Here is a 12949-nt window from a genome sequence, read left to right on the forward strand (position 1 = left end):
CATTTGGAGAGGTAAGTGGTAGAACGGTTAACTTGGAAAAAGCTAGCCTGGGAGCTAGCTTTTTTTTACACCCCTTGGGTGATTGTAGGCTGGATTTTCGGATATATGCCGTGGTTGCTATTGGCTGCCACGGTTTTGCAGCTTGTATGGCATTTACATAACCAGATGCGCTTATCTGCATGGTTGTGGGATGAAAAGCGTCTTACGCCCCCTTCGGGTAGCGGTAACTGGGAATCGTTGTTTAACGGTATTTACCGTTTGCAGCAACGCCAACGTAAAAAACGCAAAGAGTTAACCAACCTAATTCGCCGTTTCCGCAATGGTGCAGAATCCTTACCTGATGCCGTGGTCGTGTTTCGCGGTGAGGGGAATATTGTTTGGTGCAACAAACTTGCCCAGCACCTACTTGGTTTTAAATGGCCCGATGATTCCGGTCAGCCAATTTCGAATCTGATTCGTACGCCGGATTTTATTAAGTACCTCAACAAGCAAGACTTTTCTGAACCACTTGAGATGCGTTCGCCGCTCAATGTTGAACGTATGCTTGAACTGCGTATCGTACCCTACACAGAAGGCGAGCACTTGATGGTGGTGCGTGACGTATCTCAGCTTAAACAGCTGGAAGGGATGCGTCGTAACTTCTTCGCCAATGTCTCTCATGAGCTAAGAACGCCAATGACGGTGCTGCAAGGTTACCTTGAAATGACCGAAGATCCAGATATGGTGGTTGGCCCAATGTGGACTAAAGCTCATGGCGTAATGACTGAGCAGCTCAATCGTATGAACAGTTTGGTTAATCAGTTGCTGACGCTATCTAAGATTGAAGCTGCGCCGATGCATGAGCTTGAAGAGGTCGTCAATGTTCCCGCGATGCTTGAAGTGCTGGAGAAAGAAGCGGCAAGTCTAAGCGGTGAGCTCGAACATAAATTGTCGTTCGATGTTGATAGCAGCTTACGTGTATTAGGCGATGATGATCAACTACGCAGTGCAATATCGAACTTGGTATACAACGCAGTTAAATATACTCCGGCAGGGGCAGATATTCGAGTTCGTTGGTATCAGTCTGCACAAGGTGCACACTTAGAGGTGGAAGACAGTGGTGACGGTATTGAGCCGCAACACTTACATCGGCTTACAGAAAGATTCTATCGCGTTGATAAAGCTCGCTCTCGCGATACAGGCGGCAGTGGCTTAGGCTTAGCCATTGTTAAGCATGCGCTTAGTCATCATGACTCACACCTTGAAATTCAAAGTGAGGTCAATGTTGGCAGTAAGTTCTCGTTTATTCTGCCACCGCGATTAGTGGTGAGTTAATGAGAATAGCCGTAGCGTCAATGTTATTGAGTGTCTGTATCTCTGCTTTTGCGGCGGATGAATTGCCAAACTATAAGAAAAAGTCTGGGATTACGGGCAGCTTAACTAGTGTCGGCTCTGATACTTTGGCAGGTATGACGACCTTGTGGGTTGAGGAATTTAAAGAGCTATACCCGAGCGTTAATGGTCAGGTTCAGGCTTCAGGTTCTTCGACTGCGCCACCTGCGCTGACTGAACGCACAGCGCAGTTTGGTCCTATGAGTCGGCCAATGCGAAATCGTGAGATTGAGGCATTTGAAAGAGAGCATGGTTACAAGCCGACTGAGCTAAGAATTGCCATTGATGCTATTGGGATTTTTGTTCATCGAGATAATCCAATCAAGGGTTTGAACTTTTCTCAGCTCGACAGCATTTTCTCAGCAACACTACGTTGCGGCTCTACACAACATATCAATACTTGGTCAGAGCTAGGTTTAGACTATCAGTGGGCTAAACGAGGCATGCAGTTGTTCGGCCGAAATTCCGTTTCTGGCACCTACGGCTATTTTAAGAAGAACGCACTTTGTGGTGGTGATTTTAAAAATAGTGTCAATGAGCAGCCAGGTTCGGCGTCTGTCGTTCAATCTGTCAGCTCTGCAATCAACACTATTGGCTACTCCGGTGTTGGCTACCAGGTTTCGGGAGTGAAGCTGTTACCGATAGCGAAACAAGGTGAGGATTACGTACAAGCGAGCCAAGAGAATATTTTATCTGGCAAGTACCCACTATCGCGCTACTTGTACGTCTATGTAAACAAGAACCCAGTCAAACCACTCAGTCCCATCGAGCAAGAGTTCATTCGCTTTATCTATTCAAAGCAAGGGCAGGCCTTGGTGGCAAAAGATGGCTACATTCCCATTTCTACGCAAATCGCTCGACGAGAGCTAGCGAAAGTCGGCATTTCGGAATAACAGTAAACTTTACTAGAGCCTCATTTAAGAGGCTCTATTTACATCTAGAAGCTCAACTCCCAGCCGGCAGCCAGCCAATATTCTTGCTCACTGGTTAGGTCCGCATCGAGCAATTTATTTGATTCCAACCAGTTTTCATCTTGCGAAGTGAGTGACCACTTATCGCCGTCAATAGATAGCGTCAGCGCAGGGAGAGGCGTGTCATTACGCTGACCATTAAGTAAAATCGACAAGCGCAAGATACGTATCAAACCGACGATGTGTTTCTTCTTAAACAGGGTAAACTCTTCCATCTCATGCAGTTTGAGCGCTTTTCTTTGAAAACGAACCAACATGGCTAACACGCGTTGTTGCTCACGGTTAAACCCTGGCATGTATGTATTACGCAGAATGTAAGCGGAGTGACGGTGAAAAGCCTGTAAGCTGATGCTTAAACCCACCTCATGTAGCAGTGCGCTCCACTCTAACAAGTCGAACAGCTCTGAGCTTTTTTTGATGCCGAGATCTTTATGGACTTGCTGCAAAAATTCGGTCGCTTGGCCTTTGATTTTTGCGGCGTGCTCTAAGTCTACGAGATGTTTATTGGCGAGGTTCTCAGTGGTTCGCATACGAATATCAGAACGTTTAAAGCTGTCTTCCATTTCAAACAGTAGACCTTCACGCAATGCGCCCTCTGAAAAGTGTATCTCAGTAACTTTGAGGCTGTTTACTATCGCGGATAAAATAGCAACGCCGGCAGCAAAAACGGGTTTGCGCTCTGGGGTGAGCCCACCAAGCTCGATCTCTTCGATTGTTTCCCAATCGCACAAGACACTGATGAGTTTATCGAGACGTTTGCCAGTGATAAGCCCATCCTCGAAACCTAACCCAATCAATACCTCTCGAATCGCTTTGATGGTCCCCGATGAACCAAAAGCAATATCCCAACCTCTCTTCTTGTAGCGATAGGCTAAAGACTCCATCTTCTGCTCGGCGGCGAGCATGGCTTTAGCGAAATTCTTTTTCGATAGTTTACCGTTAGCGAAGAAACGTTTGGTGTAACTGACACAGCCCATCTGTTTACTGTTGATCAGTTCTGGCTCAAAGCCACCGCCAATAATCATTTCGGTACTACCACCACCAATATCGACCACTAGTTTTGAGTCTGATTCGGGTTGGGTGTGAGCCACACCAAGGTAAATTAAGCGCGCCTCTTCAATGCCGGGAATAATTTCAATCGGAAAAGGGAGGACCTCCCGAGCGCGCTGCAAAAAGATATGTGCATTATTGGCTTGGCGAAGCGTGTGAGTTGCTGCAATACGAACGTTTTGTTGATCAAAGCCTTGTAAGCGCTCAGCAAAAATCGCAAGGCATTCTAATCCGCGTTCAATAGAGGCATTGTCTAGGTTTTTTTGTGCGTCGAGCCCAGCAGCTAGCCGAACTCGCTGCTTATGGCGACTGACAAGTTGTAAGTCTTGGTCAATGACTTTTGCTACCACCATATGGAAGCTATTGGAGCCCAAATCTATAGCGGCAACGTCACGAATGTCCGAGGTCATGTTGTATTAACGGCTCTTTACGTTTCTGATTCTTAGTTTGTTTTTCTATATTTTTAAGATAGTCGTAAATAGCAATTTGTGAGCGAACTTTCTTACGGTTTCCGCGTGCTACGTAGCTATTACTCATTTCTTTATCGATCCATCTCGCCTTCACTGTATCGGTAAAGTGGATGTTAATGATATCAATAATGCGCTGTTTAAGACGTTCGTCACGAATAGGGACTGCGACCTCAATGCGATGGTCAATATTACGCGTCATCCAATCTGCTGAAGAAATGTAAACCTGTGGGTCACCGTTATTGTGAGTAATCATAACCCTTGGATGCTCTAAGAATCGATCAACAATGCTGATGATCTTGATGTTGTCACTGACGCCTTCGACCCCAGGAACTAAAGAACACATACCGCGAATGATCATGCGAATGTTGACCCCAGCCCCACTGGCTTCGTAGAGTTTATTGACCAAGCCCTTATCGACTAAGTTATTGGCTTTGAGAGTTAGCTCTGCTTTAAGACCTTGTTCTGCGTTAGCGATTTCATCGTCAATTAAACGATAGAGTTGTTTGCGAGAGTTGCGCGGTGAGACGATCAAGTGGTGGAATTTTATCGGCCGATAAGGGTTCTCAATGTAGTTGAAGACCCCACGAACTTCGTTGGTGAGCTCTGAGTCCGCGGTAAGCAGAGAAAAGTCGGTATAGATTCGCGCATTTTTTTCGTGAAAATTACCGGTTCCAATGTGCGCGTAACGAACAATCTCGTCATTTTCTCGTCGGCTAATCAGCAATAGTTTGGAGTGAATCTTAAGCCTTGGAACACCAAATATGACATGAACTCCGGCTTCGGTGAGTACTTTTGACCACTCGATATTCGCCTCTTCATCAAAGCGCGCTTGCAGCTCAACGACAACGGTCACTGCTTTGCCATTGTGAACAGCATCAATTAGCGAGTTCATTAGGCGTGAGTCTTTAGCAACGCGATAGATATTGATCTTAATACTCAGTACCTTAGGGTCGAACGAAGCTTGGCGTACCCATTCACTGATATGCTCAAAAGTGTGATAGGGGTAGTGCAACAAGATGTCCTGAGCCTTGATGGCGTCAAATTTATTGGCATATCCGTAAAAGTCGGCGCATGCCATTGGTGGTAAAGGTTTGTTTTCTAAGTAGTCTCTTCCTACGTTAGGAAAGTCGATAAAGTCTTTAAAATTATGGTAACGACCGCCTGGAATTAAGCTGTCATAATTGGATACTTTGAGTTTTCTGCACAGAAAGTCGAGCATATCTTGCGGCATTTCTCGCTCGTAGATAAACCTTACAGGCATCGCGGTTAAACGTTGGTTTACCCCTTCAGACATTTGCTCAATTAAGCTATGCTCGACTTCATAGTTAAGATCGTATTCAGCATCGCGTGTCATCTTCATCGCATAGCCGTTGAGCTCGTCATATTCGAAGAATCCACTGAACAACTCATCTAAGCAATAACGAATGATATTATCGAGTAAGATGATCGTTTTGCGATGCTTGCGCTTTTGCTCCGGAACCATCACAAAGCGAGGCAGGTGATCGGTTGGGACTTCTATCAATGCATATTGACTTTGTTCACCGCTGCGCAAATTAACCGCAATGTAGGCATATTCATCTTTCAGAAATTGCAGCACATCAATATCATCACGCATCATTAATGGGGTAATGTGAGGCAGTACTTGTTTGCGGAAGTATTTTTTTACCCAGTTTTGTTGAGTTTCGTTGAGCTGGGTTTCATTGACTAAAAAGATTCTATGCCTTGCCATATCACGGATAAGCTCTGCGTATAGCTCGTCAAAACGTTCATTGAGTCTTAGCGCTTTGGTCTGCATCTTGGTTAACAAGTGTTTGGAATTATCGTTGATCCCACGTTCTTGGTTGATCAGGATGCGACGCTTCACATCCGCAAAGCGAACTTTATAAAACTCATCTAAGTTATTGGAAAATATGCCAAGAAAACGGATCCTTTCGATTATAGGTACGCTTTTATCTGCGGCTTCTTGTAAGACACGCTCATTGAAAGAGAGCCAACTTAATTCTTTTTCAATATAGAGTTTCTCTGCGCTCATGATCTCACCTTTAACCGAAATGACGAAGTAAATTACTGAGAAAACTCTCAGATGAATAGCAACTTAAGGTGCTGAGATGACAGTTTTATTGCAAATTTTTATTGCATTGTTTTCAGTTGTTTATTGCGATCTGTAATATAATTGTCACCTAATAGAAATATTATACCCTCGGACGAAAATAGGTAAGAGAAACAGATGGGCCAAGCAGAATTCTCATTGCGAGAGCGAGATCAAAAGCGACTAATCAAAGATCGATTAGTTCGACTCGCTGTATCTGCTGGTGGCGTGGGTGTGTTGGCAGCGCTGGTTCTGATCTTCGTCTACCTTGCCATGATGGTATTGCCACTGTTTAGTGATGCGAAGATAACCCCCAATGTTCGTTCAGTTCCCGTTTCAGTTTCTCAGCCCATCGCTTTAGGGGTGGATGATGTGGGTGAAAGCGCTTTTGTCATTTCAGCACAAGGCGAGATAGATTTTTGGTCACTCACGCATCCGACTCGCCAACCGGTATTATCTCAGCAGATTGGTCAGCCTAATGACTTGTTTGCTCAATCACTGGCATCCGATGGGCTATATGGCTTTGCTACGCCAGAAGGGCAAGTACAAATCATCAAGCCAAACTTAGACTCTGAAATGAATCAAGGCGTTAGAGTTTTAACCCCGAGTGTCACTGAACTCAAGCGACCGTTTGATTTACGTACTGATAAGCACAAGTTAGTTAAATTTGCTTTTGCTACCCAAGACAGTATGGCGTTGGCGGGTTGGTATGATGATGGTTTTGTCAGAGTTCGTTGGCTAGAGCAGGATCAAGCCCACCATTTTACCTTTGCAGAGCCGTTACCAGATTTAGAACAACTAATATTGACGCCTGATGGAAACGCGCTGTATTTGCGCTCTGGCTCTGAACTTATCATCGCGCTAAAAAACGAAAATCGATTTGAGGTTCGTGAGGTAGTGGACTTGAGCCAAGGTCGCTCAGAACACGCCGTTACCGATATTGATTTGTTGCCGGGAGCATACTCTGTTTTGGTGACCCACCAAGACGGCCTTGTCTCTCAATGGTTTGATGTTCTGACAGATGGAGAACGATACTTAACTCATATTCGCCAGTTCAAGCTTGCTTCCGAGCTCCAATTCCTATTGCCTGATACCTACCGTAAAGGGTTCTACAGTTTTTATATTAATGGCACTGTTCAAAGTCATTACACCACCAGTGAAAAGTTGGTGATGTTCGAGCGTGCCTACACTAAAGCCCCGTTGCTAGCGGCGATGTCGAATAACGAATCGTATTTATTAGCTGTCGATAACAATACATTAAATCTCGCAGTGATTGATAACCCGTTCCCAGAAGTTTCTCTTTCCTCGCTTTGGCAGAAAGTTTGGTATGAAGGTTATCCAGAACCCGAGTTTGTTTGGCAAACCACGTCCGCTAGCGATGAATTTGAAGCTAAGTTCAGTTTAATCCCAATCGCATTTGGAACCTTGAAAGCTGCGACGTTCGCCATGCTATTCGCGATTCCTATCGCGGTTTTAGGTGCCATTTACACAGCCTACTTTATGACGCCGAAAATGCGCAGGGTAGTCAAACCTTCTATTGAACTGATGGAAGCGCTACCTACGGTTATCATAGGTTTCCTCGCTGGATTATGGTTTGCGCCGATTGTAGAAAGCCATCTAGCAGCGGTCGTCGCCCTGATGCTGTTTTTACCACTATCAACGATAATGGTGGGTTTTGTTTGGCATAGTGCTTCAAAGCAATGGTCTGGGCAGCTTTCAAATGGTTGGCATGCTGCGATTTTGATGCCAATTATTGTGGTTATTACTGTGGTGATCTTGTCGCAGAGTGGCAACATTGAAGCCTTATTCTTTAATGGTGATGTCAGGGTTTATCTAGCTGAACACGGTATCGATTTTGATCAACGTAATGCGCTAGTGGTTGGCTTTGCGATGGGATTTGCGGTTATCCCCACGATCTTTACTATTGCAGAAGATGCTATTTTCTCAGTACCTAAGCATTTGTCTGATGGTTCACTCGCTTTAGGGGCGACGCCATGGCAAACGCTGATTCATGTTGTTCTATTGACAGCCAGTCCAGGCATCTTCTCTGCGATTATGATGGGACTCGGACGTGCGGTGGGTGAAACCATGATTGTGTTAATGGCAACAGGTAACACCCCAATTATGGATTGGAACATCCTTGAAGGGATGCGCACTCTATCCGCTACGATTGCGGTAGAAATGCCAGAGTCAGCAGTCGGTAGCTCTCACTATCGAATCTTGTTCTTAGCAGCGTTGTTGTTGCTAGTGTTTACCTTTGCGGTTAACTCTTTAGCTGAGTGGGTACGTGAGCGTTTACGCGCTAAGTATCGCTCGCTGTAAATCAGATTTATTAGGAAACCTTCTAAGTGTTTAAGTGGTTAAAGTCAGGCTCTCCTTGGATATGGTTAACGGGCGGTGCAGTCAGTATCAGCTTGTTGTCTGTGTTAGGGCTTTTGCTGCTTATTGGCTGGAAAGGGCTTTCTTACTTCTGGCCTGCCCCCTTGTATCAGTGGCAAACAAAGCAAGGCGACATTCTGGTTGGTCAAGTCTACTCGCAAGAGTACGTCCCTATCAGTCACTTGCGAGAGATGGATATTGAACTGCCGCAGGACGTGGTAGAAAAAGGTCTGGTAAAGCGAGTGAGCATCAAGGTTGCCAACCGCGACTTATATTCTTCTGACTTTGTGTCGCTGTTAGAAATTGACCTTGATGAGCCAACGAAACCAGAAAACTGGGCGGTTATAGAGCGAACTCGTGGTGGAGATTTTTACGGTCATCCGGTTGGATACATGCATGCGGATGGACGTGTAAGTAGCGATATTCTTCAAGACTACACGCAAGGAATCGCGTTTGCTGAAAACTTGCGAGACGAGATCGAAAATCTCATTGAGCGCGATGTGAGAGTGATTAATGCTCAAGCTGAGCGATTAAGGTTGGAGAGGAAAAAACGTAGCCTGAATGGCACGCTGGATGATGATTTCATTGCTTTGTATCAAAGCCAGAGTAACAAGTACACAGAGGCGTTAGCGGCAACAGAAGCTGAGTTAGACCGATTGCGTAACCAGTTGGCGAACCAAGGTTTGCTGGTTGAAGATATGACTGGTCAGCAGGTAACGATTCCGCTGAGTGAGATTCTGGATTTATGGTACCCGAACCAAATGAACCTAGTAGAGAAAACTGCTAGATGGGGTAAGCAGGCGTGGAAGTTCTTATCTGATGACCCTCGCGAGTCTAACTCTGAGGGCGGTGTCTTCCCTGCGATGTTTGGTACAGTGCTACTGGTGCTGATCATGTCGGTTATCGTGATGCCACTCGGTGTGATTGCGGCTATCTATCTTCACGAATACGCTAAGAACAATGCGTTCACCCGCTTAATTCGAGTGGCAGTGATTAATCTGGCAGGTGTGCCTTCCATTGTGTACGGTGTATTTGGACTAGGGTTCTTTGTTTACACGCTAGGCGGCTCAATCGACTCGCTATTCTATGCAGAGAAACTGCCAACCCCGACCTTTGGTACTCCTGGTCTGTTATGGTCAGCATTGACGCTTGCAGTGTTAACACTGCCAGTGGTGATTGTGGCTACCGAAGAAGGCTTAACTCGAATTCCGAGTTCAGTTCGTCACGGTTCTTTGGCGTTAGGCGCGACTCAGTTTGAAACCATGTGGCGAATTGTCTTGCCAATGGCGAGCCCGGCGATTATTACTGGTTTGATTCTTGCGGTCGCTCGCGCTGCAGGTGAGGTGGCTCCGTTAATGTTAGTCGGTGCAGTGAAATTGGCCTCGAGCTTGCCTGTCGATAGCCAGTTTCCGTTTTTGCATTTGGAGCGTAAGTTCATGCATTTAGGTTTCCATATCTATGATGTTGGCTTCCAAACCACTAACATTGAAACAGCAAGACCTTTGGTTTACGCCACGTCATTTTTACTTGTAACTGTGATTGTTGGCCTGAACTTAACCGCGATCAGTATTCGTAATAATTTGCGCGAGAAGTACCGAACTCTAGGACAAGATTAACCATGTTTTCAGTCAATCAAACACTCGGCTACCAGACCCCCTTAGATGTGAATAATCTGAGCGATGAGCAAACAGCGATTGCTATCGAAGGGTTGAACTTGTACTACCAAAACAGCCAGGCATTAAGTGATATCTCGATGCGAATTCCAAAAGGGCAGGTTACCGCGTTTATCGGTCCTTCTGGTTGTGGAAAATCGACACTGCTTCGTTGCATAAACCGCATGAACGATCTTGTTGATGGTTGCCGTGTCGAAGGCAAGGTCAAACTACACGGAAAAAACGTTTACCACCCGAAAGTCGATGTCGCCACGCTTCGCCGCCGAGTGGGTATGGTGTTCCAGCGCCCGAATCCGTTTCCCAAGTCTATCTATGAAAATGTGGTGTATGGCTTGCGTCTGCAAGGAATCAAAAACAGCCGTGCTCTCGATGATGCTGTCGAGCGTTCATTGCGTGCCTCGGCGTTGTGGGATGAAGTTAAAGATCGCTTACATGAAAATGCATTTGGATTGTCAGGTGGTCAACAGCAACGTTTGGTTATCGCGCGTGCAATAGCGATTGAGCCTGAGGTACTGTTGCTTGATGAACCGACCTCAGCACTTGATCCTATTTCCACTTTAACCATTGAAGAGCTGATCAACGACCTGAAAACCAAATATACTGTAGTTATCGTTACCCATAACATGCAGCAGGCAGCGCGAGTGAGCGATCACACAGCCTTTATCCATATGGGTAAGTTGATCGAGTACTCAGATACCGACTCAATTTTTACGTCGCCATTGAAAAAACAGACTGAAGATTATATTACGGGTCGATACGGCTAACTCGTCGTATTAGAATTTTTACTTATCCATTGGGAGATTAACGTCAACTATGAATTTTGGACGCCACATATCAGGTCAGTTTAATGTCGAGCTAGAGTCGATCCGAACCCATGTATTAACTATGGGTGGTTTGGTCGAGCAGCAGTTATCGTTTGCGATGCAGGCGTTGCACAAAGAAGACATCGAACTGGCGAGAAAAGTGGTGCGCGATGATCATAAAGTTAACGCAATGGAAGTCTCAATCGATGAAGCCTGTACTCGTATCATTGCCAAACGTCAGCCGACAGCTAAAGATTTGCGCTTGATTATGGCGATCATCAAGACGATTACCGATTTAGAACGCATTGGTGATGTTGCAACCAAAATTGCTTATGTGGCGATTGAAAGTCCATCTTCTAAAGAGCGCCAGTTCCATGTTTCGTTGGAGCCGCTTTGCCGTCAAGCAATTAGCATGCTGCACCAAGTGCTCGATGCCTTTGCACGTATGGATGTTGACGCGGCAGCAGAAGTATACAAACTCGACGATAAGATTGATGCTGAGTACGAAGCGGTGATCCGCCAGTTGATGACCTATATGATGGAAGACCCGAAAAATATTCCCAATATTCTTCAGGTCATGTGGTCTGCTCGCGCGATAGAGCGAGTTGGAGATCGTTGCCAGAATATCTGTGAGTACATCATCTACTTTGTCAAAGGTAAAGATGTTCGCCACTTGGGCGAACAAAGCATTGATGATGCGCTTCGATAAATAGAATCAGTGACAGTTGCCATTCTGGGCAAATTTTAAATGCTTAGAACTTGTAGCCGACCGTCCATGACACTTGATCGTAATCGATGACGTCTATACCCGTGTCATAGGCGGTAATGTCGACTCTTAGGTCTGAGTAAAAGTGTTGGCCGATATCCGCACGCACACCTGCTCCAAGAACTAGATTAGTATCATTCCAAGAGCTAGACGCCTTACTATCTTGATAGCCTAAGGTTAACTCTTCGTTGTAGCGCGCTAGACCTATAACGCCATACGGTTTGATTGAGAAGCCATTTAAGTCAAATTTGTAACCGATATCCGCATCAATTTGCATTGTCGTGCCATCAATTTCGGCGATTAAGTTGTAGCCACCCTCTTTATCTTTGTTCTTAGCGTATGAGACGTTAATTCCAACGATCTTGTTAAACTCATAGCCATATTCCAACTTGATGCCATTGCCCCATGAGCCTGAGATGCCATAGTCTGCGTCAGATATTTCTGTGCCGCTGAAACCAATGCCAACTCGGTGTTGGCTTTCAAATGTGTTTGCAATAGTCGTTGTCGATAGAAGTGATGCCGTTAATAGTGTTGTGAAAGCTAATTTCATTTGTTTACTCTCTCGTAAATTAATTTTTGCTTTCCTTCCTAGAAATGTCTTTGTTCCGATGCGTTTATATTATCGAAGATGATAAATAAGCTCTAATTAATGGTTGTTATATTGCTTATAAGTAAGGCTTATCATCAAAATGAGAATGTTCCATTGATGGAAAATGTCACGTTTGAGTTTGTAAGCCCATAGTAGGTGCCGTTAGGCTCAAAGACACTGACTTTGACGTAGGGGAAAAACTTGAATATTGAATGCATTGATCCAAGTGAAAGCTCCCAGACGTTTGCGTGACCTTGATTAAAATCTTCCATATCGGACTGATCAATCGCCATGTAGTGCTCATATTTCGCAGCAACGTAGACATGCTCAAAGTAACGAGTTGCGCTTACGTATGCCGAGTATTTGTTAACGTCATCAACCGTCAACCATGTAAAACCATTACGAATATATTCAGCAGTTGCGCCAACTTTAAGAGAAGTGTGTTCAAAATACCGCGTCACTGAAAGATCGATCTGGTGGCTTGTTGTTTTGACACCATCAATGCCAACTTCATGCATCAGCCAATCGTCGTACAGCCCATATTCATAGTAGGCATCCATCCGCCATTGGTGATTAAAGTTGTGGCGATATCCAGTACCTACACCGAGCCAGCCATCGGTATCAGCACCAACAAACAGAAATGAGTTATCGGTCAAAGAGGCATAGAGACCAAGTTCAAAGAAGTCCTTTTCAATAGAGACAGTCACGTCGGCATATGACGCTGCGCTTAACATGGTCGCTAAGCAGGCTATTGAAAGTTTTTTCATAGTCGGAAACTTAAATGAGAG

The 12949-nt window shown here is 45.2% G+C and carries 10 protein-coding genes; 6 read left to right on the forward strand and 4 right to left on the reverse strand.

The window, feature by feature from the left end:
- Positions 1-15 precede the first annotated feature (15 nt).
- Together phoR and AC6R00_RS04205 are read left to right on the forward strand one after the other, a co-directional pair.
- Positions 16-1314 carry a phosphate regulon sensor histidine kinase PhoR gene (phoR, locus tag AC6R00_RS04200; protein WP_004747932.1) on the forward strand — a complete coding sequence of 433 codons (1299 nt, stop codon included), beginning with the start codon at positions 16-18 and terminating at the stop codon, positions 1312-1314.
- Positions 1314-2264 carry a PstS family phosphate ABC transporter substrate-binding protein gene (locus AC6R00_RS04205; RefSeq protein WP_500639423.1) on the forward strand — a complete coding sequence of 317 codons (951 nt, stop codon included), beginning with the start codon at positions 1314-1316 and terminating at the stop codon, positions 2262-2264. Before phoR ends, AC6R00_RS04205 begins: the two co-directional genes overlap by 1 nt.
- 44 nt (positions 2265-2308) lie before the next feature.
- Here AC6R00_RS04205 and ppx read toward each other — a convergent pair whose 3' ends face one another.
- Positions 2309-3802 carry an exopolyphosphatase gene (gene ppx, locus AC6R00_RS04210; RefSeq protein ID WP_500639424.1) on the reverse strand — a complete coding sequence of 498 codons (1494 nt, stop codon included), beginning with the start codon at positions 3800-3802 and terminating at the stop codon, positions 2309-2311.
- Positions 3783-5894 (reverse strand): polyphosphate kinase 1, encoded by a 2112-nt coding sequence (gene ppk1 / locus AC6R00_RS04215; protein WP_500639425.1) that lies wholly within the window; start codon positions 5892-5894, stop codon positions 3783-3785. The genes ppx and ppk1 overlap by 20 nt, the downstream gene beginning before the upstream one ends.
- A 195-nt stretch (positions 5895-6089) precedes the next feature.
- On the opposite strand from ppk1, the gene AC6R00_RS04220 reads away from it, so the two are divergent.
- The 4 genes from AC6R00_RS04220 to phoU are packed head-to-tail and all read left to right on the forward strand — an operon-like array spanning position 6090 to position 11515.
- Complete coding sequence (locus tag AC6R00_RS04220; RefSeq protein ID WP_500639426.1) at positions 6090-8273, forward strand: ABC transporter permease subunit; 2184 nt, start codon at positions 6090-6092, stop codon at positions 8271-8273.
- Between the two features lie 26 nt (positions 8274-8299).
- A complete protein-coding gene (gene pstA, locus AC6R00_RS04225; RefSeq protein ID WP_500639427.1) occupies positions 8300-9946 on the forward strand; it encodes a phosphate ABC transporter permease PstA in 1647 nt (548 codons plus the stop codon).
- Between the two features lie 2 nt (positions 9947-9948).
- Complete coding sequence (gene pstB / locus AC6R00_RS04230) at positions 9949-10767, forward strand: phosphate ABC transporter ATP-binding protein PstB (RefSeq protein ID WP_171382644.1); 819 nt, start codon at positions 9949-9951, stop codon at positions 10765-10767.
- A 49-nt stretch (positions 10768-10816) separates the two neighbouring features.
- Positions 10817-11515 (forward strand): phosphate signaling complex protein PhoU, encoded by a 699-nt coding sequence (phoU, locus tag AC6R00_RS04235; RefSeq protein ID WP_004747942.1) that lies wholly within the window; start codon positions 10817-10819, stop codon positions 11513-11515.
- A 43-nt stretch (positions 11516-11558) separates the two neighbouring features.
- On the opposite strand, the gene AC6R00_RS04240 is transcribed toward phoU, so the two are convergent.
- Together AC6R00_RS04240 and AC6R00_RS04245 are read right to left on the reverse strand one after the other, a co-directional pair.
- Positions 11559-12122, reverse strand: a complete 564-nt coding sequence (locus AC6R00_RS04240) for a porin family protein (protein ID WP_500639428.1) — start codon at positions 12120-12122, stop codon at positions 11559-11561.
- A gap of 134 nt (positions 12123-12256) precedes the next feature.
- Positions 12257-12928, reverse strand: coding sequence for a hypothetical protein (locus AC6R00_RS04245; protein WP_500639429.1), 672 nt, complete (start codon positions 12926-12928; stop codon positions 12257-12259).
- Positions 12929-12949: the final 21 nt, after the last annotated feature.

The sequence above is a fragment of the Vibrio sp. R10-SF1-ISO8 genome (genome assembly GCF_059833805.1).